This is a genomic window from Malaciobacter pacificus (genome assembly GCF_004214795.1).
GTDB lineage: Bacteria > Campylobacterota > Campylobacteria > Campylobacterales > Arcobacteraceae > Malaciobacter_A > Malaciobacter_A pacificus.
The window spans coordinates 93,550-119,625 of the sequence record NZ_CP035928.1; the positions used below are offsets into that span (position 1 = coordinate 93,550).

25 protein-coding genes and 1 tRNA gene are annotated in these 26,076 nt (G+C 28.2%); 16 read left to right on the top strand and 10 right to left on the bottom strand.

Going from position 1 to position 26,076, the window contains the following annotated elements:
• The first annotated feature begins 2 nt into the window (after positions 1-2).
• The 6 genes from APAC_RS00460 to APAC_RS00485 are packed head-to-tail and all read left to right on the top strand — an operon-like array spanning position 3 to position 6,627.
• The gene (locus APAC_RS00460) at positions 3-1,019 is read left to right on the top strand and encodes an efflux RND transporter periplasmic adaptor subunit (RefSeq protein ID WP_130232237.1); all 1,017 of its coding nucleotides are present in this window, start codon (positions 3-5) and stop codon (positions 1,017-1,019) included.
• A gap of 5 nt (positions 1,020-1,024) precedes the next feature.
• Positions 1,025-4,120: an efflux RND transporter permease subunit gene (locus tag APAC_RS00465; RefSeq protein ID WP_130232238.1), complete on the top strand. Its 3,096-nt coding sequence runs from the start codon at positions 1,025-1,027 to the stop codon at positions 4,118-4,120.
• Between the two features lie 49 nt (positions 4,121-4,169).
• Positions 4,170-4,754, top strand: a complete 585-nt coding sequence (locus tag APAC_RS00470; RefSeq protein ID WP_130232239.1) for a YceI family protein — start codon at positions 4,170-4,172, stop codon at positions 4,752-4,754.
• A 27-nt stretch (positions 4,755-4,781) separates the two neighbouring features.
• A complete protein-coding gene (locus APAC_RS00475; protein WP_130232240.1) occupies positions 4,782-5,102 on the top strand; it encodes an HvfA family oxazolone/thioamide-modified RiPP metallophore in 321 nt (106 codons plus the stop codon).
• 18 nt (positions 5,103-5,120) lie between these two features.
• Positions 5,121-5,942, top strand: a complete 822-nt coding sequence (locus APAC_RS00480) for an MbnB/TglH/ChrH family RiPP precursor modification enzyme (protein WP_130232241.1) — start codon at positions 5,121-5,123, stop codon at positions 5,940-5,942.
• On the top strand, positions 5,935-6,627 hold the full coding sequence (locus APAC_RS00485) for an HvfC family peptide modification chaperone (RefSeq protein ID WP_130232242.1): 693 nt from the start codon (positions 5,935-5,937) through the stop codon (positions 6,625-6,627). Before APAC_RS00480 ends, APAC_RS00485 begins: the two co-directional genes overlap by 8 nt.
• Positions 6,628-6,630: 3 nt before the next feature.
• Here APAC_RS00485 and APAC_RS00490 read toward each other — a convergent pair whose 3' ends face one another.
• The 5 genes from APAC_RS00490 to rlmB are packed head-to-tail and all read right to left on the bottom strand — an operon-like array spanning position 6,631 to position 12,017.
• Positions 6,631-7,983, bottom strand: a complete 1,353-nt coding sequence (locus APAC_RS00490) for an MATE family efflux transporter (protein WP_228255929.1) — start codon at positions 7,981-7,983, stop codon at positions 6,631-6,633.
• Positions 7,984-8,002: 19 nt separating this feature from the next.
• Positions 8,003-9,265, bottom strand: a complete 1,263-nt coding sequence (locus APAC_RS00495) for a homoserine dehydrogenase (RefSeq protein WP_130232244.1) — start codon at positions 9,263-9,265, stop codon at positions 8,003-8,005.
• A 14-nt stretch (positions 9,266-9,279) separates the two neighbouring features.
• Positions 9,280-10,494 (bottom strand): LL-diaminopimelate aminotransferase, encoded by a 1,215-nt coding sequence (locus APAC_RS00500; RefSeq protein WP_130232245.1) that lies wholly within the window; start codon positions 10,492-10,494, stop codon positions 9,280-9,282.
• A gap of 3 nt (positions 10,495-10,497) precedes the next feature.
• Complete coding sequence (locus APAC_RS00505) at positions 10,498-11,310, bottom strand: hypothetical protein (protein ID WP_130232246.1); 813 nt, start codon at positions 11,308-11,310, stop codon at positions 10,498-10,500.
• 17 nt (positions 11,311-11,327) lie between these two features.
• Positions 11,328-12,017 (bottom strand): 23S rRNA (guanosine(2251)-2'-O)-methyltransferase RlmB, encoded by a 690-nt coding sequence (gene rlmB, locus APAC_RS00510; RefSeq protein WP_130232247.1) that lies wholly within the window; start codon positions 12,015-12,017, stop codon positions 11,328-11,330.
• 240 nt (positions 12,018-12,257) lie between these two features.
• On the opposite strand from rlmB, the gene APAC_RS00515 reads away from it, so the two are divergent.
• The gene (locus APAC_RS00515; RefSeq protein WP_130232248.1) at positions 12,258-14,159 is read left to right on the top strand and encodes a methyl-accepting chemotaxis protein; all 1,902 of its coding nucleotides are present in this window, start codon (positions 12,258-12,260) and stop codon (positions 14,157-14,159) included.
• A 3-nt stretch (positions 14,160-14,162) separates the two neighbouring features.
• On the opposite strand, the gene rsmI is transcribed toward APAC_RS00515, so the two are convergent.
• The 5 genes from rsmI to APAC_RS00540 form a co-directional block, all read right to left on the bottom strand.
• On the bottom strand, positions 14,163-14,975 hold the full coding sequence (gene rsmI, locus APAC_RS00520) for a 16S rRNA (cytidine(1402)-2'-O)-methyltransferase (RefSeq protein WP_130232249.1): 813 nt from the start codon (positions 14,973-14,975) through the stop codon (positions 14,163-14,165).
• Between the two features lie 14 nt (positions 14,976-14,989).
• Positions 14,990-15,190 carry a 50S ribosomal protein L31 gene (gene rpmE, locus APAC_RS00525; protein ID WP_130232250.1) on the bottom strand — a complete coding sequence of 67 codons (201 nt, stop codon included), beginning with the start codon at positions 15,188-15,190 and terminating at the stop codon, positions 14,990-14,992.
• An 81-nt stretch (positions 15,191-15,271) separates the two neighbouring features.
• Positions 15,272-16,147 carry a tRNA (adenosine(37)-N6)-dimethylallyltransferase MiaA gene (gene miaA, locus APAC_RS00530; RefSeq protein ID WP_130232251.1) on the bottom strand — a complete coding sequence of 292 codons (876 nt, stop codon included), beginning with the start codon at positions 16,145-16,147 and terminating at the stop codon, positions 15,272-15,274.
• A gap of 8 nt (positions 16,148-16,155) precedes the next feature.
• Positions 16,156-16,350, bottom strand: coding sequence for a hypothetical protein (locus APAC_RS00535; protein WP_130232252.1), 195 nt, complete (start codon positions 16,348-16,350; stop codon positions 16,156-16,158).
• A gap of 65 nt (positions 16,351-16,415) precedes the next feature.
• Positions 16,416-17,642, bottom strand: coding sequence for a peptidoglycan-binding domain-containing protein (locus tag APAC_RS00540; RefSeq protein WP_130232253.1), 1,227 nt, complete (start codon positions 17,640-17,642; stop codon positions 16,416-16,418).
• Between the two features lie 119 nt (positions 17,643-17,761).
• On the opposite strand from APAC_RS00540, the gene APAC_RS00545 reads away from it, so the two are divergent.
• The 9 genes from APAC_RS00545 (at position 17,762) to APAC_RS00585 (ending at position 26,011) form a co-directional block, all read left to right on the top strand.
• Positions 17,762-18,241 (top strand): OmpA family protein, encoded by a 480-nt coding sequence (locus APAC_RS00545; protein WP_130232254.1) that lies wholly within the window; start codon positions 17,762-17,764, stop codon positions 18,239-18,241.
• 60 nt (positions 18,242-18,301) lie between these two features.
• On the top strand, positions 18,302-19,162 hold the full coding sequence (gene mqnP, locus APAC_RS00550) for a menaquinone biosynthesis prenyltransferase MqnP (RefSeq protein ID WP_130232255.1): 861 nt from the start codon (positions 18,302-18,304) through the stop codon (positions 19,160-19,162).
• Positions 19,163-19,200: 38 nt separating this feature from the next.
• A tRNA-Arg gene (locus tag APAC_RS00555) sits at positions 19,201-19,277 on the top strand.
• A 253-nt stretch (positions 19,278-19,530) separates the two neighbouring features.
• Positions 19,531-20,085 carry a hypothetical protein gene (locus APAC_RS00560; RefSeq protein ID WP_130232256.1) on the top strand — a complete coding sequence of 185 codons (555 nt, stop codon included), beginning with the start codon at positions 19,531-19,533 and terminating at the stop codon, positions 20,083-20,085.
• Between the two features lie 74 nt (positions 20,086-20,159).
• Entirely contained in the window at positions 20,160-20,822 is a 663-nt protein-coding gene (locus APAC_RS00565) for a hypothetical protein (RefSeq protein WP_130232257.1), read from the top strand.
• A gap of 109 nt (positions 20,823-20,931) precedes the next feature.
• On the top strand, positions 20,932-21,657 hold the full coding sequence (locus tag APAC_RS00570) for a hypothetical protein (RefSeq protein WP_130232258.1): 726 nt from the start codon (positions 20,932-20,934) through the stop codon (positions 21,655-21,657).
• Entirely contained in the window at positions 21,654-22,382 is a 729-nt protein-coding gene (locus APAC_RS00575; protein WP_130232259.1) for a hypothetical protein, read from the top strand. Before APAC_RS00570 ends, APAC_RS00575 begins: the two co-directional genes overlap by 4 nt.
• Entirely contained in the window at positions 22,379-23,116 is a 738-nt protein-coding gene (locus APAC_RS00580) for a hypothetical protein (RefSeq protein ID WP_130232260.1), read from the top strand. Before APAC_RS00575 ends, APAC_RS00580 begins: the two co-directional genes overlap by 4 nt.
• Before the next feature lie 75 nt (positions 23,117-23,191).
• Complete coding sequence (locus tag APAC_RS00585; RefSeq protein WP_130232261.1) at positions 23,192-26,011, top strand: RCC1 domain-containing protein; 2,820 nt, start codon at positions 23,192-23,194, stop codon at positions 26,009-26,011.
• Positions 26,012-26,076 lie beyond the last annotated feature (65 nt).

Here is a 26,076-nt window from a genome sequence, read left to right on the forward strand (position 1 = left end):
AAATGCAGAAGTTTTATTTAAAAAGTGCAATTTTTCTATCAATATTTATTTTTACAAATTTAAATGCAAAAATTATAGAAGCTGAGCAGTTATTTAATAAAAAAGTAACGAAAGTAAAAAAAGAGTCAATTTCTATTAATAAAAGTTTTTATGGAAAAACAGTTATTGATGAAACATCAATAAAAGATATAGTAACAAGATTTGATGGCTATATTACTAAATTAGATGCAAATAAGACATATATGAATATAAAGAAAAACCAAACACTTTTCTCTGTATATTCTGATGAAATTCAAAGTTTACAAGATGAATTAAAAATAGCAAAAACATTTAATAAAAATATTTATAAAAGTACTCTAGTAAAATTAGAAAATTTAGATATATCTCAAAGTGAGATAAATAGAATAAAAAAAGGAACGGTTTCTAAAAATGGTATTAATATCAAAGCTAATAGCAATTCGATTTTATTAAAAAAGAGTATAAATAGTGGTAGTGCAGTTAAAAAGGGTCAATTACTTTTACAGTTAGCTTCACTAGATAAAATTTGGGTAATAGCTTCAATATATCAAAGTGATTTATCTTTTGTAAAAAAAGACATGCCTGCAAAAATAAAAATTGATGGGGTATCAAAGGAAATTGAATCAAAAGTTGATTTTATCTATCCTATTTTTGATGAAAGTAGTAAAACAGTTGATGTTAGATTTATAGTAGATAATAAAGATAATACTCTTTATCCAAGTATGTTTGCAAAAGTTAATATAAGTAAAGAGAAAAAATCTATGCTAACTCTGCCTAAAAGTGCAGTTTTAAAAAAAGCAAATGATTATTATGTATTTAAACCAGTTTCAAAAACTGAGTTTGAACCAGTAAAAATAAGTGCCACAAGAATCTCATCTAATAGATATAAAATTACAAGTGGTCTAAGTGAGGGTGATGAGGTTATAAATAATGCCTTATTTTTATTAGATTCAGATGCTATTACAAATGCTTTATATACATCTGATGATGAAGATTGGTAATAGTTATGGTTGAAAATCTAATATCATATAGTATTAAAAACAAATTTTTAGTATTGATCTTAACTTTAGTTTTAACTGTTGGTTCATTTTGGGCAGTTAAAAACACAAGTTTAGATGCCTTACCTGATTTATCACCTCCTCAAGTAATTGTGCAAGTTAAGTGGGCAGGGCAGAGTCCAAAGACTATTGAAGAACAAGTTTCATATCCTCTTATTTCCAATCTAATGAGCTTACCAAATATTGAGACAGTTAGAGCTATGAGTTCATTTCAAAATGCGCTTATATATATCATCTTTAAAGATGGGACTGATTTATATGATTCAAGAAATAGAATACTAGAGCAATTATCACAACTACAAGGGACTTTTCCAGAAGGTGCAACTGTAGCAATTGGTCCAGATGCAACAGGTGTTGGATGGGCTTATGAATACGCTTTAAAATCTGATACAAAAAGTTTAGATGAGTTAAGAACTTTACAAGACTATTACTATAAATATGCACTTTTAGGTGTTGATGGCGTTAGTGAGATAGCATCAATTGGTGGGTTTATTAGAAACTATGAAATCACACTTGATCAAGATAAAATGGTTCAATATAATCTTGGAATTAATGAAATAAAAAATGCAATAACTTCAAATAATGATGATAAAGGTGGAAGAATCATTTTAGAAAATGGTTTTGAGCACATGATTCAAGCAAAGGCTTATCTAAAATCATTAAAAGATATTGAAGATATAACTATTAAAACAGTGAATTCAATTCCATTGAAAATTTCAGATATTGCCCAGGTTAATATTACTTCAGCAAATAGAAGAGGAATGGCTGATTTAAACGGGCAGGGTGAAACTGTTGGTGGAATTGTAGTTGTTAGATATGGTGAAAATCCATATAAAGTAATTAAATCAGTTAAAGCAAAACTTGAAACTCTAAAAATTGATGGAGTTGAAGTTGTTGAGACTTATGATAGAACATCATTGATTGATAAAGCAATTGATACACTCAAAAATACACTTATTGAAGAATCTATTATTGTTATGGTGATTACAGCACTATTTTTATTCCACTTTAGAAGTGCACTTATTATTATAATTACTTTACCTATTACTGTATTGCTTACATTTTTTCTTATGAAACTATTTGGAATAGGTTCAAATATAATGAGTTTAGGTGGTATTGCTATTGCAATTGGAGCGATGGTTGATGCAACTATTGTAATGGTTGAAAATGCTCACAAATATCTTCAAGGTAAAGAGAATATCTCAAATAATGAAAGAATAGAAATTATTATAAAATCAGCTAAGCAAGTAGGGCGACCAATATTCTTTGCACTAGTTCTTGTTGTAGTTTCATTTTTACCAATATTTGCTCTAACTGGACAAGAAGGTAGATTATTTACTCCACTTGCTTTTACAAAATCATTTGCTATGAGTGTGGGTGCGATACTTTCAATCACATTAGTTCCAATATTGATGATATTTTTTATCAAAGGTAAGATTGTAAGTGAAGATAAAAACCTATTGAATAAATTTTTTGTGAAACTTTATTCTCCATTTTTAAAGCTTGCTTTGAAACTGCGATATCTAGTTGTTTTAGTTTTTTTAGGGACATTAGTTTTAGGTGTAATGACATACAAAAAACAAAACTGGGAATTCATGCCTATGATGAATGAGCAAACTTTTATGTATATGCCTGTAACTCCTTATGGAATAGGAGTTGATTTAGCAAAAGAGTTAACTCAAAAGACTGATAAGATTTTAAAATCATTCCCTGAAGTTGAGACTGTATTTGGAAAAGCTGGGCGAGCAGATACTGCAACGGACCCTGCACCACTTGCTATGATTGAAACAATAGTTACATTTAAGCCAGAATCGCAATGGCGAGAGGGTATGACATATAAAAAACTAATGAGTGAAATGGATAATGCACTAAGAGTAAATGGACTTATTAACTCTTGGACATATCCAATTAGAGGTAGAATTGATATGCTTCTAACAGGTATTAGAACACCTCTTGGAATTAAATTATATGGAAATGACCATGAAAAATTAGAGCAGACAGCTGGATTAATTGAACAAAAATTAAAAAAATTTGATAAGACACTTTCTGTTTCAACTGATAAAATAAATTCAGGGTATTACTTAAATGTTGATGTAAAAGAAGAGATGATAGCTAGATATGGTATTTCTAAAGCTGATGTTTTAAGTGCTATTAGTCTTGGAGTAGGGGGTGCTAAAATCTCAACATTTTTAGATAAATTAGAAAGATACCCTATAAGTTTAAGATATGATAGCTCATATAGAGAAGATATTACAAAATTAAACAATATTCAAATAAAAACAAAACTAGGTATGCAACCCCTTAGTGAGTTTGCAAATCTTTATTATGAAGAAGGTCCAAGTGTAATTAAATCTGAAAAAGCATTAAATGTAAATTTTATATATATAACACCTAAAAATGAGGTTTCAGCAAAAGAGTATAAAGATAAAGCTGTTGAACTTTTAAAGGATATAAAGTTACCAAGTGGTTACTATATGGAATGGGCAGGTCAGAGCCAATATTTAGAATCAGCGATGGAAAGATTAATTTTTATTATTCCATTAACGTTTATGTTAATATTTATGTTGATTTATTTTGCATTGAAAAATATTAATTATACTTTGATAATATTTTTTACTTTACCATTTTCTCTTTGTGGGGGAATTTTTTATATAGAGTATTTAAATTTTAATATATCAATTGCCGTAATAGTGGGTTTCTTAGCCCTATTAGGAGTTGCTGCTGAAACTTCAATTGTAATGTTAGTTTATTTACATGAATCAATGAAGAAGTTAGAAAAAACTTCTACAAATTTTTCTAAAATAGAAATAAGTAAAGCTATTTATGAGGGAGCAGTTTTAAGGCTAAGACCAAAACTTATGACTTTATTTGCTATTTTAGGCGGATTAATTCCTATTATGTATATTAATGGAGTAGGGAGTGAAGTTATGCAAAGAATAGCAGCTCCTATGATAGGTGGAATGGTTACATCAGCTATTTTAACTTTAGTTATAATACCAAGTATTTTTTATATTTTTGAACTTAAAAAATATAATACACAATAACTAAACATAAAAAATATAAAATTTTATTATCACAAAAAAGGAGCGGATTATGAAACTAATTAGTAAATCAGTTTTAGCATTGGCAATGTCATTAAGTCTTGTAAATGCTAGTGAATATCTACTTGATAATTCACATACAGAAGTTGGATTCTCAGTAAAGCATTTGATGATTACTAATGTTAAAGGTGAATTTAAATCTTATGATGCTGAAATTGACTTTGATGCAAAAAATATGATTTTTAACAAATTTAATGCAACTGTTGATACAGAATCAATTGATACAGGTATTGAAAAAAGAGATAACCACTTAAGAAGTGATGATTTCTTTTTATCTGAAAAATACCCAAAGATGACTTTTGAAATGACTTCATATAAAGCTAATGGTGATGAAGGTGAAATGAAAGGTAATCTTACTATTAGAGGTATTACAAAAGCTGTAACTTTAGAGGTTGAAGATTTATCTACAATTAAAGATTTCCAAGGAAATACAAGAGTTGGTTTTACACTTAATGGTAAAATCAATAGAATGGACTATGGATTAAAATGGAACAAAGCTTTAGAATTAGGTGGTGTAGCAGTTAGTGAAACTGTAAAAATTATTATTGATGTTCAAGCAAAAGAAAAACAAAAATAGAAACTAAATTTAATTAAAGGAAAAATTATGAGTAAAAAACTAAAATTAGCAGGTATGGTATTAGGTGCAGCATTAAGTACAACAGCAGCATTTGCAGGTAATGGTTCTTGTGGTGCAGGAAAATGTGGTGGTGAAGCTAAAAAAATGGAAAAGAAAGGTTCTTGCGGTGCTGGTAAGTGCGGTGGAGAGATGAAAAAGAAAGCTGATGGAGCTTGTGGTGCAGGTAAGTGTGGCGGAGAGATGAAAAAGAAAGCTGATGGAGCTTGTGGTGCAGGTAAGTGTGGTGGAGAGATGAAAAAGACAGAGAAAAAAGCAACAGGAGCTTGTGGCGCTGGTAAATGTGGGTGAAATGGAGAAGATGAGTAGATGATAAATTTAAAGGGTTGTGGATTAGGACTTAGAAGTGATTTTTTACTTGATTTAAAAGATAGTAAATTTAAACCAGATTTTTGGGAAGTAACTCCTGAAAACTGGATGCATATGCCAAAAATTTTTGAAAAAGCTTTTGAGCAAGCAGTTTTTCAAAGACCAACTATAGCTCATGGTTTATCTCTATCAATTGGGTCTGTTGACAAACTAAACAAAAAGTTTGTTAAACAGATCAAAACTTTCTTAGATAGATACAATATCGAATACTATTCTGAACATCTGAGTTTTTCATCACTAGATAATAGACAATCTTATGAACTCTTACCAGTACCAATGACTAAGAAGATGATTGAGATTATTAGTGATAGAGTTAAAGAGGTTGAGGATATTATTCAAAGAAACTTAATACTTGAAAATGCTACTTATTATTTAGTTCCTTATAGTGAAATGGCTGAAACTGATTTCATAAATGAAGTTATGGAAAAATCAGGTGCTAAAATGTTACTTGATGTAAACAATGTATTTGTAAATTCTGTAAATCATGGTTTTAAAGCAAGAAAATTTATAGACCAAATAGACAAAAGTAAAGTAGCTTATATGCATATGGCAGGACATTATTTTGATGAAGAAGCGAATATGAAAATAGATTCTCATGGTATGCCTATTGATTCAGGTGTTTGGAAATTATTAAAATACACTTTAAATCAAATTGATGCTCCTGTAATGATTGAAAGAGATAATAATATACCTCCTTTAGAAGAGTTAGTTACTGAATATAATAAGATGAAAAAAATTTATGAAGAAGTAAAGAATGGCTAAACTAGAAAGAGATGTAGAAAAGAGGTTTTTTGATATTATTACTAAGCAAGAGGATAATCCAAGTTCCAATGCATATAAGGTATATCAAAAACTTGTTTATTATAGATTTGAAGAGATAATTAAAAATAGTTTCCCTGAATTTATAAAACATATTTCAATTAATGAGTTAGAAAAATCCCTATATGAATTTTTAAAAAAACCTCCTTCAACACCTTTTGTATGGAAAATTGCTAATGATTATAGAAAATTTGTAAAGAAACAAAAACTTTTTCATAATAAAAAATATTTATATGAACTTTTATATTTTGATTGGATTGAAGTAGAAATACTTATGAAAGAGTATAAATTTAGAAAAAACACAGAATTTTCATGGAATGAGAGTTATAAACTCTCTTCAAGCGCTAGAATTAAAAAATTTAATTTTGATATTATTAATAGTCAGTATGAGATTAAAAGAGAAAATTTTTTAGTAAGCTATTATGACTTTTCTAGGGATGAAGTTTTATTTAGAGAACTTAATGAGTTTTTATTTGTTTTATTAAAAAAATTAAATAAGAAACAGACTTTAAAAGAGGTATTGAAACTTTTATGTAAAGAGAATGAAATTAATTTTAAAGAAGCAAAAGAATTACTAGAAGATGCAATAAAAGAGTTGTTTTCTCTTAATATTATTGTTAAATCATAGAACCTATATAGTTCTATGACAAACTTTTTTTAATAAGCTATTTGTATAATAGTATGCAAAAATAGCTGCAGAATAAATCATAACTAAAATTCCAAACCAAAGATAAATAAACTCTAAATCAAGTATTTTTACTATGATATAAGCAACAAGAAATTTTGCTACAATTTGTCTATAAAGTGCAATATAAACTATCATTTTTGGTTTTTTAATTCCTTGAAGAGTTGAAACACTTATGAATAAAATAACATAAGCATAGAAAATCCAAATTTCAACAAGCAAATAATCAACTCCAAAATCTACAACAGTTGCATTTGAATCAAATAGTGAGATTAAAAATCTTCCTATAATAGTTAGTGTAATAATTCCAATAGTTGAAAGTACAAATCCATATTTTAAAGCAGTTTTCAAAATCTCAATAACTCTGTCATACTTCTTGGCTCCATAGTTATTAGAAACTAAAGTTAAAACAGCAGTACTAAGTCCTAAACAAGGAAGTAACATAAGTTGCTCAACTCTAAATGCTATTCCATATCCTGCCATTGCTTCTATACCATAATGAGCTACAAAATAAGTAAGTATTAGTGAACCAATAGACATAATAAGCATATTTAAACTTGAAGGAATTCCTTGTGATAAAAAGTGTTTGTATACTCTAAGATTTGGTAAAAAGTATTCTAGTTTCTCAAAGTGTATTACTTTTGTTTGAAGTACTTTGTAAAGCATATAAAACATATTTATAACTTGTATTAAAACTGTTGCTATTGCTATACCTTGAAGTCCCATAGCAGGTATAAATAAAAATCCATATATAAATAAAGGATTTAAAACTAAGTTTGCAAAGAATCCAAATATCAAAGTATTTCTATATGTTTTTGTATCACCAAGGGCAACTAAAATAGAGTTTAGAGAAAAGTTAAACATAAAAAATATTGTTCCAAATAAAATTGGATTTATATAAGTCATTGCATCATCTAAGTACTCACCATTTGCTCCAAGTAAAGTAAATAGTGCAGGTGAAAATATAAGACCTAAGATAGATAAAAAAATACCAATAATAGGAATAAATAAAATACCTTTATGTGCATAAATAGAGGCTAAGTGATTTCTCTTTTTACCAAATGAATTTCCAAGTATTGCAGTGATTGCTGAAGAAAAACCATATCCAAATCCAACAATTACAAAAAATACCATAAATGATAAAGTTAAAGCAGAAACGGCTTGAGTTGAGATAAGTCCAGCATAAAAAGTATCAACAACATTATACATAGTATTAAAAAACATACCTGTACTAGCTGGAATGGCTAATTGTTTTATAAGTGAGGGAATATCCTCTGTGGTTAGTTTATTTGATTTCAAGATTTTTTAGAATTGAAGTTTAGTCTTCAATTCTAATCATAACAGGATCTGCTGTAACTACTCCAGCATCAACTATTGCATTTAATGCATCCATAATATCTTTTTCAACAGAAGTGTGAGTAGATAACATTATGTGAGCACAAGTTTTATTTAATGGTTTTTGAATCATCTTTTCAATTGAGATATTTTTAGTTCCTAAGATAGTTGCAATTTTTGCTAAAACACCAGCTTTATCTTCAACTCTTAATCTTAAGTAATATTTTGTTTCAATCTCATCTTTTGGCATAATTGAAAGATTTTCACTATGGTCAAATTCAAAACCAAGCATTGGAGCACCTTTACCACGTCTTGCAATATCAATGATATTTGCAATAACAGCAGATGCTGTTGCATCTCCTCCTGCACCTGGTCCATAATACATTGTTTCACCAACTTTATCACCAATTACAGAAACTCCATTCATAACACCATCAACTTTTGCAATCATTTCATCATTTGAAATAAATGCAGGGTGAACTCTAAGCTCTACTTTTTTGCCAATTTTTTTAGCGATTGTTAAAAGTTTAATTGTATAGTTAAACTCATTTGCAAAGTCTATATCTTCAGGACTAATATCTTGAATACCTTCGATTAAAATATCTTCAGGTTTTGCATCAACATCATATGCAATAGACCCAAGAATTAAAAGTTTATGTGCTGCATCAAATCCACCAACATCAAATGTTGGATCAGCTTCTGCATAACCTAATTCTTGTGATTCTTTTAAAATAGTGTCATAATCAACACCTTCATTAATCATTTTTGTAAGCATATAGTTACAAGTACCATTCATAATACCTCTAATTGATTTGATATTATTTGCACTTAATCCATCTCTTAGGGCATTAATAATTGGAATACCACCAGCAACTGCTGCTTCATACTCAAATGGAATATCACCAGCTAACTTTTCTAAGTCATATCTGTGATAAGCAAGTAGCGCTTTATTTGCTGTTACTACTGCTTTACCATTTGCTAATGCTTTTTTTACTATTTCATATGGTTTTTCAATTCCACCCATTAATTCAACTACAATATCAATTGATTCGTCATTTAAAACTTCATCAGCATTGTCAGTTAATTTAATAGTTACATCTCTATCTTTGCTTAAGTTTGAAACTACTCCAAGAACTGGTTCTATTTCAACACCAGCACGTGCTTTGATAATATCTTTGTTATCTCTTAAAATATTAGCAACACTTGCTCCAACAGTACCAACTCCAATAATTCCTACTTTTAACATTCTAATTCCTATTCCTATTTCTCTAAAGTTTTTAAATATCTTTTTATATTTTTTGCTGCTTGTCTAATTCTTTTTTCATTTTCAATTAATGCAATTCTCACATACTGATCACCATAATGACCAAATCCAATACCTGGACTTACTGCAACATCAGCTTCAGTTAACAGTTGTTTTGAAAATTCTAAGCTTCCTAAGTGTGCTGCACACTGTGGAATCTTAGCCCAAATAAACATTGAAGCATTTGGACAGTTCATTTTCCATCCAGCATCTTCAAATGCCTCAAGCATAACATCTCTTCTTTTTCTATATTTTTCAACATGTTCATCTACACAATCTTGTGGACCATCTAATGCAACCGTTGCTGCAACTTGAATTGGTGTAAACATACCATAATCAAGCCAAGACTTAATTCTTTTAAGTGCACCCACTAGTTTTTCATTACCAGTAATAAATCCAACTCTCCATCCTGCCATATTATATGATTTAGATAAAGTAAATGACTCAACTGCTACATCAAGTGCTCCATCAGCTTGGAAAATTGAAGGAGTTTTATACCCATCAAAAGTGATATCAGCATAAGCAATATCAGATATAATATAAAATCTCTCTTTTTTAGCCATATCAACTAATCTTTGGTAAAAATCAACTGTAACTGTAGCACATGATGGGTTATGTGGGAAGTTAACAACGATATATTTTACTCTTGGAATTGATTCATCAATTGTTTTTTGTAATCTTTCAAAAAATAGTTCTTCATCAACTCTAAAATCATCTCCAAATGTTAATTCAAACTTATGAACAGCAGCACCTGCAAGCATAAATGCATAAGAGTGAATTGGGTAAGTCGGATCTGGAACAACTGCAACATCACCAACATTTACAATAGCTTCAACTAAGTGTACATATCCCTCTTTTGAACCCATTGTAGCAACTGCATGTTTATCAGGGTCTAAATAATCAACACCATATTTTCTTTTGTACCAATTACAAATTGCAAGTCTTAATTTATAAATACCTGCACTTGCACTATATCCATGATTTTTTGGTTTATCAGCAGCCTCTTTTAATTTATCTGTAATATGTTGTGGTGCTGGCCCATCTGGATTACCCATAGAAAAGTCTATTACATCTTTTCCTGCTCTTCTTGCTTCCATTTTGATATTATTAACCTCTGCAAACACATAGTTTGGAAGTCTCTTCATTCTTTCAAAGTCTATTTCTGGAAACACGTTTTACTCCTTAGTAATTGTAAGTCCCCGCTTTAGATTAGCAAGGGTATATAAATCATTGATTTTAATATATTTAGTATCATTAGGCACATCAACTCTAAGGTCTTTGCGCAAACTATCATCTTTAAATGTATCGATTATATTCAATTCATCATCATAAAAAATTATATTTGGGTGCCAGTTATTTCCATTATTTGATTGGATATTTAATGCATTTGCATTGGATACCCTAACCATATATGGTTTTGAAGACTTTCTAACACTTTGTGATGATTCATTTATTAAATCTACGGTTTTTTCAATATCAGAGTTTCTTGTATCTATATAATAACTCCATTTATACGAACTCCCTCTTTGGATATCTACAACTCTACAGCCATTTTTTTGTAGTTCTTGAGATAATCTAAGAGGGTTTATGGCGGCTTTAGTCTTCAATTTTATAGTCCATTTTAAACTATTATCACTTTTATTGGCTTCTTTTGTAAAGTAGTAGTAGTGACCAATAGTTTTTAAACTATCATTTAAGATTTTAAAAGATTTTTTCGGATTATCATTTATTGTAAATGTAACATCTATAAATCTATTTGCTCCGTATCCAAGTTTTAGTAATCCATTATTTTGAAGAGCACTTGTAACTTTTACATAATCAATCTTACCATTTGTATAGTAGGCAGATTTATTTTTAAATATATAATTAATTAGGTTTTTATGTTTATTATAAGCACTGTATCCTATGATACCTTTTACTTTTGTATTTAAACTTGCATTTAAAACTACACTTAGTGATACAATTAAAAATAAAAACTTACCAATCATAATAATTACTCTCTATACTATTTTTTAAGATTATAAATTAATATACCCGCTGCAACAGAAACATTTAATGAATCAAATTTATGTTCCATTCCAATTGAAACTTTCAAGTCTAATTTTTTAGCAACTTTAGGAGATATTCCTTCTCCCTCACTTCCTAAAAATAAAGCTACTTTGTCATCTTTTTCAATTTTTCCATATTTTTTTAAATCAGTTCCATCCATTGTTGCACCAATTAAAGCAAAACCATATTGACTTAATTCGTTTGCTAAATCAACTGATTTTGGATATATAGTAAAAGGCATATCAAGCATAGCTCCAGCACTTGTTCTAACTATCCCTTGATTATTTAAGGTTTTAACGTTTGAAGCTACAATTCCTTCAACTCCTAAAGAGTATGCTGTTCTAACTATCGCTCCAATATTTCCAACATCAGTTAATCCATCTAAAACTAATATAAAATTCATATCTTTTATATCTTTTATGGGAGTGTAACTAAACTCTGAAAGTTTTAGGAAAAAACCTTGATGGTTTCCACCTTTTGATAGAGCTTGTGCCTTTTTATTGTCTAGCTTAATGATTTTTTTACCAAGTTTTAAAAACTTAGAAAAAAGCTTTGGCTCAATCTCTTTTGAAAACATTACTTCTTCAATTAGTTGGGGATGCTTATCAAGTACATAAAGTACAATTTGTTTACCATATATTATCATGGCGAGATTATATCTAAAATAAATTGATATTCATCTTTTATAATATATACAAATTATTTTTTTAAATTCTTTTAATTATGTATACTCATGCTATATTTTTCTGTTAAGATTTAAAAATTATTAGTTATATAAGATAGTTGAAAATTCGAAAGGTTAAAAGTTATGAGTTTAGATAGTAATAATTATATAAAGGTTTTAACAAGTGATGAGAGAAGTTTGAGTCAAGAGCAAGCTTAATCTTTGTTTTTTAATGACATTGCTCCCAAATTAGTTTTGGGATTTATATCACCACACATTAGTTTTGATAGTGTAGCAAGAAGAATTAAATCTATGTTCCCAAGTGATACAAAAGTTATATTAACTACAACTGCAGGAGAGTTGTGTACTTTTAATTTAGATGAAAAAAGAGACTCTTTATATTTAGATGCAAGTTCAACATGGAATAATATTATCTTACAAAGTTTTAGTTCTGATATGATTGAAGATGTAGAGATTTTAACAATACCTTTATTTAGTGAAAATATAACTCAACAAACAATAAGTCATAATGAAAGAATCAAAAAAATAAAAAATGAAATAGATAGAATAAATGTACCTTTTAGTTTTAACCATGAGAATTCATTTGCATTAACTATTGTTGATGGTTTATCAAATAGTGAAAGCTTTTTAACAGAAGCACTTTATAAAAGTGGAAAATTACCTTGTTTATTAGTAGGTGGTAGTGCTGGAGGAAAGTTTGATTTTAAAGAAACATTTATTTTTAACAACAGTAATACAATTAGACATAATGCTATAATTGCTTTAGTAAAATTAAAACCAGCTATTAAATATGGAGTTTTTAAATCTCAAAGTGTTGAAAAAACAAATTTAACATATTTAGTTGCACAATCAAATCTTCTAAATAGAAGTGTACAAAGTGTATTAGACCCATCATCAAATAGTATTGCAAGTTTTGTAGATGTACTTTGTCAACATTTAAGATGTGATTTATCAGATTTAGCAACAGTTTTATCTGATTATACATTTGCAATTGAAGTTGATAATGAGTTATATATTAGGTCAGTTTCAAATGTAGATATAGAAAATAAATCTATTTCTTTCTTTTGTGATATCTCTTTTGGTGATGTTTTACATTTAGTAAAAAACAAAGATTTTGTATCTCAAACAGATAGTGATTTTAGAAGTTTTAGTTCAAGAAAACCTTCAAGTCCAATAGGTGGAATTTTAAATGATTGTATTTTAAGAAGATTATTAAACTCTAATAGTTTAAACTCTCTAAAAACATTTAATAACATTCCTTTAGCAGGATTTTCAACATTTGGTGAATTATTAGGACTAAATATCAACCAAACACTTACCGCACTATTCTTTTATGAGGTTAAAGAGGGTGAAACTTTTTATGATGATTATGTAAATAATTTTGTTCATAAGTACTCTAATTTTAATTTATATTTTGCACAAAGAGAAATTCATAAATATCAATTAATAGCAAAAGTAAGATCAGCAGTATTAGACTCATTAAAAGAGGCTTTCCCTTTAATTAAAGATATGGTTACTATTTTAAATCATGTGTATAAAGATACAACAGAAGGTAATAAAATTATTGTAGATATAACTTCAAGATTTGAAAACTTTGTAAAAGATCTAATGTCAAATGTTGAAACAAACAGTTCTTTAGTTAATGATATGGAAGATTTAACTAAAAACGCTTCTGAGATTAAAAAAGTTTTATCTTCAATTTCAGGAATTGCAATCCAAACAAATCTTCTTGCTTTAAATGCAGCAATTGAAGCTTCAAGAGCAGGAGAATTTGGTAATGGATTTAAAGTTGTTGCAGATGAGGTAAAAAAACTTGCAGCTAAAACTCAGGTGAGTTTAACAGAAAGTAACCAATCTGTTGATGTAACTATAAAAAATATTGATGCAATTTCTCAAGATATTACTCAATCTAGTGAAAAGTTAGAATTAGTTTCAAATGATATGAGATTAATTAATGAATCAATAGAAAAAATTTATAACAATTCAACACAAAGTAATAGTTATATAGAACAAAAAAGAGATAATTTTAATAGATTAATTGAAAGTATTAATACAATTGAGCAAGTTCATAATCAACTTGAACAATTAAAACATAATTTCTAGGGATTAATTCTCTAGAAGTTCGTTATAAATATCTTTGACTTTTTTACCTGTCATCTTTGAAAGTAGTTTAGCTTTTATTTTTGGAGGTAAATCTAAAGATTGGATATCTGCTAAATCTAAGTTTTGACCAATAGTTTCTTTTGGTTCAATTATTACAACCCATTCTCCTCTAATATTCTCATTTTTGAATTTTTCAAAAAGATTTTTAGAGTTGTCCTTAAAAGTTGTTTGGTGTAGTTTTGAAATCTCTTTTACTAAAAATATAGTTCTATTTTCATCTAGTCTTGCTAATTCTTCTAATAATTTTAATAATCTATGGGGAGATTCATATAAAATTCCAAGATTAGAATCATTTAAAATGTCATTTAATTTTGATGCTCTACTTGCACCTTTATGGTCTAAAAAACCATGAAAAGAAAAAGTAGTATGTGTAAATCCACTCATTGCATATGCTGTTAAAACTGCATTTGCCCCTGGAATTACATCATATGTAACACCATTTTGAATACAATAATCAACAAGTGTTGCACCTGGGTCACTAACACAAGGCATTCCCGCATCACTAACATAAACTACATTTTTAGTAAAAGTATCGGGTGTTAAAGTTTTTAAGATTTGATTTTCATTATGAGAGTGGTATGATTTATACTCTTTATTTGAAAAATCTAGATTGTTTTTTTCGCCAAGAAGGTGTAGAAGTTTTTTCGTGACTCTTGTATCTTCACAAAATATTAGTTCTGCCTCCAAAAGAGCATCTAGACTTCTCTTTGAGATGTCGTCTAGATTTCCTATTGGAGTTGGAACTAAAGTAAGCACTTGTAAGTTTTAACTTATTTTTGTGCGTATTTAGCTTTGAATTTCTCAACTCTACCAGCAGCATCAACGATTTTTTGCTCTCCAGTAAAGAATGGGTGACAAGCATTACAAATGTCAATTCTCATTGTTTCAACATTTGATTTTGTTTCGAATGAGTTACCACAAGCACAAGAAACTGTACAAGTTTTGTAATCTGGGTGGATGTCTTTTTTCACGCCATATTCCTTATTTAAATTAATGTAAAATAAAAGGTCAAGTCTGGGCAGGCCCTTTATTAAACTCTTTGTGAAGGCGGATTATATCGAAAAATACTTAAGAATATCTGAATTTAAGTTTTCTATAATATTTGAAGTTTTATCTTTAAATTGACCTTTATTAAAAGTGTTTTGTCTTTTTGCCAATTTTGCAGTATTTAAAGCGATTTTCTCTTCTAATTGCTCTTTTGTAAGTTTTCCATCTAAGTACTCTAATGTTTCAATAATTCCAATTGAACTTATACAATTTGGTTTTCTTCCATATTTCGATTCTAAATAGATAACTTCATCTATAATTCCATCATTTATCATCTGTTTTGTTCTTAGATTTATTCTTTGTTTTAAAACTTCTCTATCCCATAAGATTTCAAATATTTTTAAATCTTTTGCTACAGGAGTTTTTTGATTTTCACTAAAATAAACACTTGGTGTTTTATTTGTTGATTTATATATACAGTAGGCTTTTTCAATTCTATATCTGTCATTTCTTTCAATTTTTTGCATATACTCTTTATCTAAACTATAAAGTAAATCATAGGCTTCCTCTTTTGAAATATCCAAAGGAATATTTTGATTAATCCCCGTTGATAATCCTTCTATTAAAGCTTTTAAGTAAAAACCAGTCCCACCTACGATAATAAGATTTTTATCATTTTGTTTTACAAACTCTTTTGTTTGTTTGTATAGTTCTATAAATTGGATAACATCAAACTCTTCATTTGGATACACAACATCAATTCCAAAATGAATAATATCACCTCTTTCTTGTGGTGTTGGTTTTGCAGAAGCTATGTCTATTTCTTTATAAACAGATAGAGAATCAAGTGATAATATTACAGAATTAGTTTTATTTGCTATATCAATTGATAATGCAGTTTTACCAGATGCCGTTGATCCAATGATTGCTATTTCTTTCATCTAATCTCTTATTTACTATTTTTACAGTTTTCTAATTCTCTATTTAGATTATTAATCTCTTTTTCTTTTTGAATTAAAGTTTTTAATAACTGTGAAATATCTTGTTTGTTTGAATCTATCATATCATCTTGTGATTTTGAAGAACACCCATTAAATATAAGTGTACATAGGCTTATTATAAATGTAAATTTTAATATTTTCATAAATCTTTCTATTATGTATAAATTAACAAAAAGTGATTAGTCACTTTTTGTTTTAATAAAAGGTATTATAGTCCTAAAGACTTTAATGTTTCTAAAGTTAATGCACCTTGATTTAATTTATTCTCTTTTTGATAAGCATTTACAGCAGCTTTTGTCTCAGGTCCATAAACACCATCAATTTTTGTGATTTTGTAGTTTTTAGATTGTAAAGCTTTTTGTAAATTAGAAATTACATTTGTAGTTGTATTTGTTTCACATAAAATTGGTTGCCATCTTAAGTATGAATCAGCTGTTTTTACTTTTGTTGGAACCATAGTATAAATTGCTGGAATCTCACTTTTAATCTCTTTAGCAGGAGTTGCAACTTCTCTTGTTTTTACAATTTTACAAATTGCTGGGATCTTAACTTCTTTAGTAGTAGCAGGAGTAGCTACTACTTGTTTTGTAACAGTTTTATACACAGGTGGAGTCACAACTTTTTTAGTAGTGGCAGGAGTAGCTACAACTCTTTTTGTAACAGTTTTGTAAACAGCTGGAGTTTTAATCTCTTTAGTAGTAGCAGGAGTAGCGATAACTTTTTTAGTAACAGATTTATATACTGCTGGTACTTCAACTAAACACATAATTTCACCTGTTGAGTTGTCAACTTTCTCAATCTCTCCTCTACCTTTTTTCCATGTAGTATATGCATCGGAAATTTTGATTTTTTCAGTAATAGTTTTATATGTTGCTGGAATTGATACAAGTTTTGTTTTTTCTGGTTCTACCATAATTTGTTCACTTACAGTTTTATATGTTGCAGGAACAGGTATTAATTTTGTAGCTTCAGGTTTTACTAAAATTTTTTCAGTCACAGTTTTATAAGTTTCAGGAACTTCAACTAATTTTGTTGATTCTTCTCTTAATGTAACTTTCTTCTCAACTACTTTATAAGTTGCTGGAACTATTTTAATAGTTTCTTGTGCTTCTTTTACCATTTTTTTAATCATTTTAGTTTCATATTTTTCTGGAACTAAAACTTTTGCATAACATTCACCTGGCTTTGCATTTGGTGGTACTAATGAATTACTTACTGCATTTTTATCTTTGGCTTCAGCATTTAGTGCATTAATTGAATTTAAAGCCTTTGACTTTTCAGCTTCAAGTTGAGAAATTTGTGCATCTTTTTCTTCTAATGCTTTTTGTAGTTCAGCAACTGAGCTTGATAAAACTTCTTCTTTTGAAGAACAACCACTCATAGTAATAATTGCCGCAGCTGCTAATACTGCAGAATTTCTTAAATATTTAGTCATATTATTTCCTTTGTTTAATAATGATTTATGTAAATGGTATCAAAATAATTATAAACGTTACTTTAAAATAAACTTTTTTCTGATATAATTATTTTTATATCAAATCAAGGAGACGAATTTTGAAAAAAATAGTAATAAATACATTATTAGGGTTAAGTACAACAATAGCTTTAAATGCAGCAGATTGTATCATGGTAAAAGAGTTAAATGTTGAATTTAAAAATGCTTCAACTGTATATTCAAATGCTTCTGAGTACCAAGAAGTAAAAGATTATGCAAACTTTTTAAAAGAAACTGGTTTATATGCATTAATTGAAGGTCATACAAGTTCTTTATCAGGGGCAAAATATAATTATGATTTATCTACAAGAAGAGCTGCAAAAGTTAGAGAAACACTAATTTCACTAGGAGTTAATCCTTCACAAGTTAAATCTATGGGATATGGAGAGTCTACGCCATTATATGATAATAGTACAGAAGATGGTGAAGCTAAAAACAGAAGAGTAAGGGGAGAAGTATTTAACAGTGCTTCTGAATTAAATGAATATATAACTTCAGAAAAAAATAGAATCGCTTCAATAAAATATCAAGAACAATAAATCAAAATAAATAGTAAGTAAAGAATCTTTTCTTTACTTATATTTTGATACAATCCCAACATGAATAAATTGTTAAAAAAATTAAATGACTTCAATGAACTAGTTATGTTCAAACACTCAATATTTTCACTTCCTTTTATTTTTATTGCAATGATTGTAGCTGCAAAAGGATGGTTTGGGTTTTCATTATTGGTATTAGGAATTTTAGCTGCACTAACTGCTCGTAATTTTGCGATGGGATTTAATAGGTATTTAGATAGAGATATTGATGCTTTAAATCCAAGAACAGTAAATAGGCCAAATGTAGATGGACGATTAAGTGCAAATCAAATATTAATTTTTACTTTTGCAAATGCCTTGGGTTTTATATTAGTAGCATATTTTGTAAATGATTTAGCTTTGATATTATCTTTACCTATTTTAATAATTATTGGTTCATACTCATATTTTAAAAGATTCTCTTTTTTAGCTCATTTAATACTTGGAATATCATTAGGACTTGCTCCTATTGCAGGTGTTGTTGCAGTTAGTGAGACTATAACTTTATGGTCAATATTATTAAGTATTGGTGTTATGTTTTGGGTTGCTGGTTTTGATTTATTATACTCTTTACAAGATATTGATGTAGATAAAAAGCTTGGACTTCATTCAATTCCTTCAAAATTTGGTGTAAAAAATACGATGAATATTTCAAAAGTTTTTCATGCCTTAACTATAGTTTTTTGGTTTTTCTTTGTAGTTACTTCAAATGGTGGGACTTTTGCTTATATTGCAATATTAGTTAGTGTTTTAATGTTATCATATGAACACTACTTAGTAAATAAAGATTTTAGAAAAATCGATAAAGCATTTTTTACAGTAAATGGATATTTAGGAATAGTATTCTTTTTCTTAATATTATTAGATACAATTTTTTACTAAAAGTTTAAGTTTGTATTTGATAATATTCCATTTCTAGCGCGTCTATGGCTCAACTGGATAGAGCTCCCGGTTTCGGCCCGGGTGGTTGTGGGTTCGAATCCTACTAGGCGTGCCATCTTACATAATATACAAATTTTCCATTTATTAAATATAGCTTATTTATTTTTAAATAATTTTTTCATTTTGAATATGGAATAAAAAATCTCTTTTTAAAATTCTATTATATAAGCTATGTTAGTAAAAAAATAAAAGAATTATGTGAAAAAATAATTTATCAACTGACTAAAATATAATTATAATTTAAGCTAATCTTTTTATGCTAGAATATGCATGTAACTGTAAAAATCTAATCAAAACAAGGGATATATATGCCTTATCTGGTATCTTCAATTATTACTGTTGTTGCTGCAATGGTGATACTTTTAACAAGATATGAAGCAGATGATAGTGCTATTATGTCACAAATTGAAAAGATGAAAACAATGGTCTCTATGGTTGATGGATATGTAAATACATATATCGAATCAGGAGGAATTTTAAGTGATATTAACTTTCAAGTTTTAGCAGATGCTGGTATCTTAAGTAATGTTGGTACAAATCAAAATAACACTAGATTAAATCCTAGTGATGGTTCTGGAACAATAGAAACAACTATGAGTCTACCAAATGATGATGTTATTTGGCATATTATTCCAAATAAGTTAAACGCAGACTCTTATAAACTTTTAGTTGATTTTACAGGAGATTCTTCTTTGATGAGTAAATCTAGATTTTCAGAAGGATTTATAGGTAGAGAGTATTGTGAAAAGATGTTATTTGGAGAGTTATTAAGAGAACAAGATCAATTTGATGGTACAGATGATTTTGAAAATGATTCAGGTTCAAATGATGATGGAAGATTTGTTTGTATAGTATATAAATAAATTTTGGTGTAGCTAAATGCTACTTTAATATGGGCTGTAGGTAGGTATAATCTTAACATAAAAAGGGTCGAAAAATGCCACAACTGATAGCAATGGTAATCGTAGTAGTTGGAGCTATGATATATATGTTCCAAACATTTGGTGGAACTGGTGATAAAATTGAAGGTATTGCACAAAGAACAAGCATTATTACTGAAATTAATAATATTAGAAATGGTCTACAGTTAGCTGTAAGAGCTGGAGATATTACTAACGATGGTGCAGGAAATGTTACTACTTTAAGAGATCTAGCAGTTTTAGGTTATTTCGCAGATCAAATGAATGATGAAATTGCGGATAATACTGATAATGCTCTTTTAACAAATGGTAATGGAAATGCATATAGTGCTATTTCATTTGGTGGTGAAAATAACCCAGGAATGATTATAAATTTAGTAGTTGGTGCAGTAGATACTAGACCAGGAATTAGGGTAGAGTTTTTAAATGAACTTGCAACAAATGCAGATTTTTTAGAAACACAGATATATAATGATTTATCAGCAGTTGCATCAATTGACAGAACAACTACAGATGGTTCTTCAGTTGCAATCGACGGTAATGGTGATACACCTGATGGTACAAGACCTGTAGATAATGCAGCTACTGTAGGTACAGTTGCTGCAGGTACAGCAACTTTAACAGATGGAATTTTTACAATTTATTTTAAAGATATGCCTGAAAGAATAGCAAATCCATAATAAATAATATTTAGGCTCACGCCTAAATATTACAGTTTACACAAAACAAAACCTAAGTACTAAATAATTTAGCATTTAGTTTTTATTTTTATTAAAAAAAGGTTTATAAATGTTCGCAACAAAAATATGGCTAGCATCGGCACTCACTGTTACAGCTATATTTACTGCATCAGCAGTTTATAAATCATATAGTGACTTACATGAAGCAAAACAAATCCAAGAGCACTTTGAAATAATTACAGATATAAAAACCCTTCTAGCCAAACAGTATAATAAAAATCCAAATGATATTACAAGAGATGAAATAATAGCCTATTTACCAAAGGGTGGAAACTGGGATAAAGTTCTACTTTTAGATAGAAACCAAGATAGCACTTTAAGTGAAGATGAACTTGTAAATAATGATGGAGAAATTATAATAAATGAAGATGAAAAAGTAAAACTTTTTGCTTTAAAAGCAAAGTTAAATGATACATTAAACACTGCATCAATGAGTGCTTCAAATGGAACTTATACTGTCAATATAGCTCATAATAAAACCATAAAACAAAAAGATAAAACAGTAGAGGATAGTTTGGAAAAAGCTATTTATTATGCTACTCAAGAGCTTATATATGGAACTGAAACAAACTACTCAGGTGTTGTTACAAATATGGTAGATAACTTTACTCCACATGATGATATTTATCATGACTTAAGTGATATAGGGCTTTCAACTGATAGTGAAACTATAAAGAAAAAGAAATACTTCCAAAGTTTACTAAAAAGTAGGCTAGAAAAAAGTCTAACTCCAATTGAGAGCAAGTTATATACTCTTTTGAAAGATGAATTATGATTAGATTATTAACTCTTTTATCAATACTATTTTCAATATCTTTTTCTATGGATTTAACAAAATTTGAAGATAGACAAATTATGATTGATGAGATAAAAGCAATTGTTTTAAAAGAGGAAGAGACAGCAAAGGCTTATGAAGAGTATATTTTAGAAAATTATGATATTCCTACATTGTTAGAACTTGAAGGTGCTAGTTATTTAGGAAGCTCTTTTTTAAGTGGAATTGATACTACTTATTTTGTGAAACTTGCCTTTGATGGAATTTCAAAACTTACATATAGCCTAAAAGAAGAAGTGAAAAATGACAACTATTTAAAGTCACTTTATGAGAGTAATACCTTTAGAAAAAATAGTTTTTATTCAGGTGGAAAAATTAATTTTATAGTTAAAGATGACTTTGCAAAATATATAATTTATTTAGTTCAAAATCAAACAGCAGGGATTGATGGAATTATTGATTGTAGTTTAAATTTATTAGGAGTTTCTCTTAGTAAGTATTGTAAAGATGGTGATAATATCTATATTTATGATGACTTACAAGTAAATAAGCTTATGTATTTTTATAAAGAAAATTTTAAAAAAGGTCCAATTATTATAACTTCAGATAGAACACTTCAAACAACAAATGCAGAGTTTGATTTTATCCCAAAGGGTGCTGTTTTATATGATGAGGATGGAATTAAATATGTAAAGACATCTACAGGAATTGAGGAGATACAATGATAAAGTTTATTTTATTTATTTTTTCATTTTCTATTATTTCATTTGCAGATGAAAATCAAATGTTAAAACAACAAAATGTTCTTCTTGTTCAAAAATTAATTGAGAGTGAGGAAAAAATAGCCAAAAATTTTGAGAGATATATTCTTGAAAAGTATAAAATACCAACTATGAGCAATCTATTAGAGGATGAGTATTTAGGCTCAAGTTTTTCATTATCAAATAAGTTTGGCTTTGATTTAAGTTTTAAAAGTAGTTCTAATTTACAGTTATATTATGCAATAACAAATGAAAATGACCCAAATGATTATAAAAATTTACTTTATAAAAGAGATTTATACAGAGAATATACTTCTGTATATTTAGAAGAAATTAGTGCTGATGAAATTAACTACAATAATTCGTTTACAGAAATTTTATTAAAGAGTGATGAAGCTAAAACTTTACACTCAATTTTAAAAGCAGGTTATACTATTGAAGAGAGTTGCCCTTCACCTTCTGGTACCTTAGTAGATAAGTATTGTAGTTTAAATGACAGTGCTATAAGATGGTATAATAGTAGTTCTTTTTGGATTGAATATAGTAAAAAAGATTTTGATAGAGGTAATGTAACAGTTTCTACAAGTTCTCTTTTAAGTGATAGTAGAATAACTTCACTACCTATTGGTACATATATTTATATAAATAATGGTGCACAATATGTTAAATTAAAAGATAGTATTTTAAAGGTGGATTAAATCAAAAAGCTAGTTTTATTTTTATCAATTATTTTTGTTAATTTTATTTTTGCTAATTCTCAAAATGTAGCATTAATGAATGGTATCAAAAATGTTATTCAAAAAGAAGAGTTTATTGCAATAGCAATAAATAAATATATTTTACAAAATTTAACTGTACCTAAAAAATTAAATGTCGTAAATTCAAAATATGAATTAGACTGGAATGAAATGCTAAATGATGAGTATTTAGGGACTAATTTTAATAAATATAATCCAATACTAAAAAGTGATATTCTAGTAGAGTTTGATAGCAAAAATAATGCCTATATAAAAGGTGCAATAACAGAAACTACTGAGTATAAAGAAGAGTATAAATATCTATATAACTTTTATACAAATAAAGTATTTAGAGTAAATACAATAGCCCCAATTGATAATACAGATACAAATTTACTTAATGGTTCCCTTGTAGTCTATTCAGATTTACAACAAAAAATTATAAATCTATTAAATGATAGCCAATCTATTTTATACCCAAGTCAAAACTGTACAGCAGGAACATATTTTTATGAAATACAAGATGAAGAATTAATTTATAAATATTGTAAATCACAAAGCTATAAAATAGAGGTTTATCAAAAAGAACCTGTGTATGTAGAAGAGGATGATGATTTAAGTTTTATAAAATCAGATATTGGCTCAAAAGGATATGTAAAAAAGAATGGATTCTGGTATGAATATTATTATCAAGGAGATACTAATAGTCCTTGGATACCAACTGGTTCAGGAAGTATTTTAACTGAAAACTTAGATAATACTACAATTGAAGATAGGATCTTATCTTATATCCCTGATTCAAAAGCACTAACTATTAAAGAAGCAGGTGGTTGTATGCTTGCAAATGGTGATATTTTTTGTTGGGGAGATAATTCTTATAAAAGAGCTGGAATTGATACTTATGGTCAGATTGATACAAGCCTATCTCCTGATTTTGTAAATACTCCTGTGATGTTAAAAGTTAATATAAATGATTCAGTAAGAGCTAATAAAAAATGGTATAACAATCCATATAGAATTAAATTTGAATCAATGTTTATGAATGGTAAAAATGTATGTGGAACTTCACCAATTTATGATATAGATGGAACAAATGAGAAGTATGGAGGGGATTTATATTGTAATGGTAGTGTTGATTCTATGTATTATGAAACATCAGCTAACTCAATTCAAACTTCAATTTTAAGTAAGAATAAATTCTTTGCATGGGGAAAAGATGATTTTGAAGATAATGCCCCTCAAACTATAAATGATGAAGAAGATGGTGGCCCAAACTACAATGATAGACCTATTAGAGATGAGATATATCTAACTGATGTTGCAATGACATCTGATACAATTGCTGTTTTAAGTGATGATGGAAAAATCTATACTTTAGGCAGAAATTATAATGGTTTGTTAGGTATTGGAAGTAATGATAAATTTATCACTCAATATGAACCTGTACAAGTACAAGTTGATGCAGGAGTATTTTTTGACCAAATATTTGTTCTTAGGGATATAGATACTTTTGGTGCAATTGATAATAATAAAAACTTTTGGATTTGGGGAGAAAGGGATGGCACTTTTTTATCAAAACCAACAAGATTAAATGATGGTGATATGCAAATAAATCCTGATTTAATTTTTGTAAATAGTAAAGAGTTTTTATTCCAAAATTTAAGCTCAAAAGTATTTTATAGAACAGATGGCCAAAATGATATTGTCTCAATTAGTACGAGTGATATTCCAAAAACAGCAGTTAGTGCAACAATAATTGAAGAAGATGGAGTTTGGAAATATTTATATGTTGATGAAGATTTTGATTTAAAAGGTACACAAGCATTGTTAGAGTGTAGAAATAAGCGAGATTTTAGATGTAGTGCGGCATTAAATATACAAATTTTTGACCACGCTTTGCAAAAATTAAATAATGAATCTAATTTTTTAAATGTTTCTACATATAAGTTAGATGCAACCGTTGAAGAAGTTTATGAAAATTTTGAAGGCTCTTCTTCTACTGTAAATACATGGACATTAAATACATATAGTGATAATAATTTTACAAACCTAACATCTTCTGTTACCCCACCTTTATATAATCCAACAGAAAGTGTATCCTCTGATGATAAGGTAAGAGTTGACCCTACACAAGTTTTAGGAAGATTTAGAATTGGATATCAATCTGTAGATAAAACTTATGATTTTGGATCTTCTTATGCAAATAGAGATGTAGTTCTTGAGTTTGATTTTTATGAAATTGATTCTTGGGATATGGAAAGATTTAATGTTGTAATAAATGGTGAGAGATATACAGATGATGGGTTTATTCATGATGACCATCAAGAGTGGCAAGATACAAATGACACAGGAATTTATACACTAAACTTAGGAACTATGTATGGAAGTAATACTAGTAGATCTAAATATAATGATGAAAAATATCATTATAAAATAAAAACTAAACTAGACTCAAATGGAAAATTAGAAGTTAAGTTTAGAGTTAGAGAGTTACAAGCTGGTGAATATGGAGATAATAGTTGGGATTTTGGGCAGGCTTTAAATGATGAATCTTGGGCTATTGATAATATACATGTGAAAGTAAAAGAAAAAGATAAACATTTTACATGTGCAATAACAGGAATTAGTACTGATTCACAGATGTATTGTTGGGGAGTTGTGGGAAGAAGTTTACCTATTTTAAGCACTTCATTATATAATATGTATAAAATAAGTACTTTAAATAAATTATTTATTTCAACAAATGCAGACGCTAATAAACAAATGACTTTAGATGAATTTGACATAGATGGAAGTCTATTTTTGAAATATCCCACGTACATTGGTGGATTTGACTATCCATTTTATTTTAAGTAAGGAAAAACATGCGTAAAGTATTGAGTATCACTTTTATAGTATCACTGATTATCTTATTTTCAGGC

Excerpts from the sequence above, each read along its gene's own strand:
- mqnP (WP_130232255.1), top strand. The coding sequence starts at position 18,302 with ATGAATAAATTGTTAAAAAAATTAAATGACTTCAATGAACTAGTTATG.
- APAC_RS00580 (WP_130232260.1), top strand. The coding sequence starts at position 22,379 with ATGATAAAGTTTATTTTATTTATTTTTTCATTTTCTATTATTTCATTT.
- APAC_RS00495 (WP_130232244.1), bottom strand. The coding sequence starts at position 9,265 with ATGTTAAAAGTAGGAATTATTGGAGTTGGTACTGTTGGAGCAAGTGTT.
- APAC_RS00485 (WP_130232242.1), top strand. The coding sequence starts at position 5,935 with ATGGCTAAACTAGAAAGAGATGTAGAAAAGAGGTTTTTTGATATTATT.
- APAC_RS00465 (WP_130232238.1), top strand. The coding sequence starts at position 1,025 with ATGGTTGAAAATCTAATATCATATAGTATTAAAAACAAATTTTTAGTA.
- APAC_RS00575 (WP_130232259.1), top strand. The coding sequence starts at position 21,654 with ATGATTAGATTATTAACTCTTTTATCAATACTATTTTCAATATCTTTT.
- APAC_RS00470 (WP_130232239.1), top strand. The coding sequence starts at position 4,170 with ATGAAACTAATTAGTAAATCAGTTTTAGCATTGGCAATGTCATTAAGT.
- APAC_RS00570 (WP_130232258.1), top strand. The coding sequence starts at position 20,932 with ATGTTCGCAACAAAAATATGGCTAGCATCGGCACTCACTGTTACAGCT.
- APAC_RS00480 (WP_130232241.1), top strand. The coding sequence starts at position 5,121 with ATGATAAATTTAAAGGGTTGTGGATTAGGACTTAGAAGTGATTTTTTA.
- APAC_RS00565 (WP_130232257.1), top strand. The coding sequence starts at position 20,160 with ATGCCACAACTGATAGCAATGGTAATCGTAGTAGTTGGAGCTATGATA.
- APAC_RS00585 (WP_130232261.1), top strand. The coding sequence starts at position 23,192 with ATGAATGGTATCAAAAATGTTATTCAAAAAGAAGAGTTTATTGCAATA.
- rlmB (WP_130232247.1), bottom strand. The coding sequence starts at position 12,017 with ATGATAATATATGGTAAACAAATTGTACTTTATGTACTTGATAAGCAT.
- APAC_RS00560 (WP_130232256.1), top strand. The coding sequence starts at position 19,531 with ATGCCTTATCTGGTATCTTCAATTATTACTGTTGTTGCTGCAATGGTG.
- APAC_RS00535 (WP_130232252.1), bottom strand. The coding sequence starts at position 16,350 with ATGAAAATATTAAAATTTACATTTATAATAAGCCTATGTACACTTATA.
- APAC_RS00505 (WP_130232246.1), bottom strand. The coding sequence starts at position 11,310 with ATGATTGGTAAGTTTTTATTTTTAATTGTATCACTAAGTGTAGTTTTA.
- miaA (WP_130232251.1), bottom strand. The coding sequence starts at position 16,147 with ATGAAAGAAATAGCAATCATTGGATCAACGGCATCTGGTAAAACTGCA.
- APAC_RS00540 (WP_130232253.1), bottom strand. The coding sequence starts at position 17,642 with ATGACTAAATATTTAAGAAATTCTGCAGTATTAGCAGCTGCGGCAATT.
- APAC_RS00475 (WP_130232240.1), top strand. The coding sequence starts at position 4,782 with ATGAGTAAAAAACTAAAATTAGCAGGTATGGTATTAGGTGCAGCATTA.
- APAC_RS00460 (WP_130232237.1), top strand. The coding sequence starts at position 3 with ATGCAGAAGTTTTATTTAAAAAGTGCAATTTTTCTATCAATATTTATT.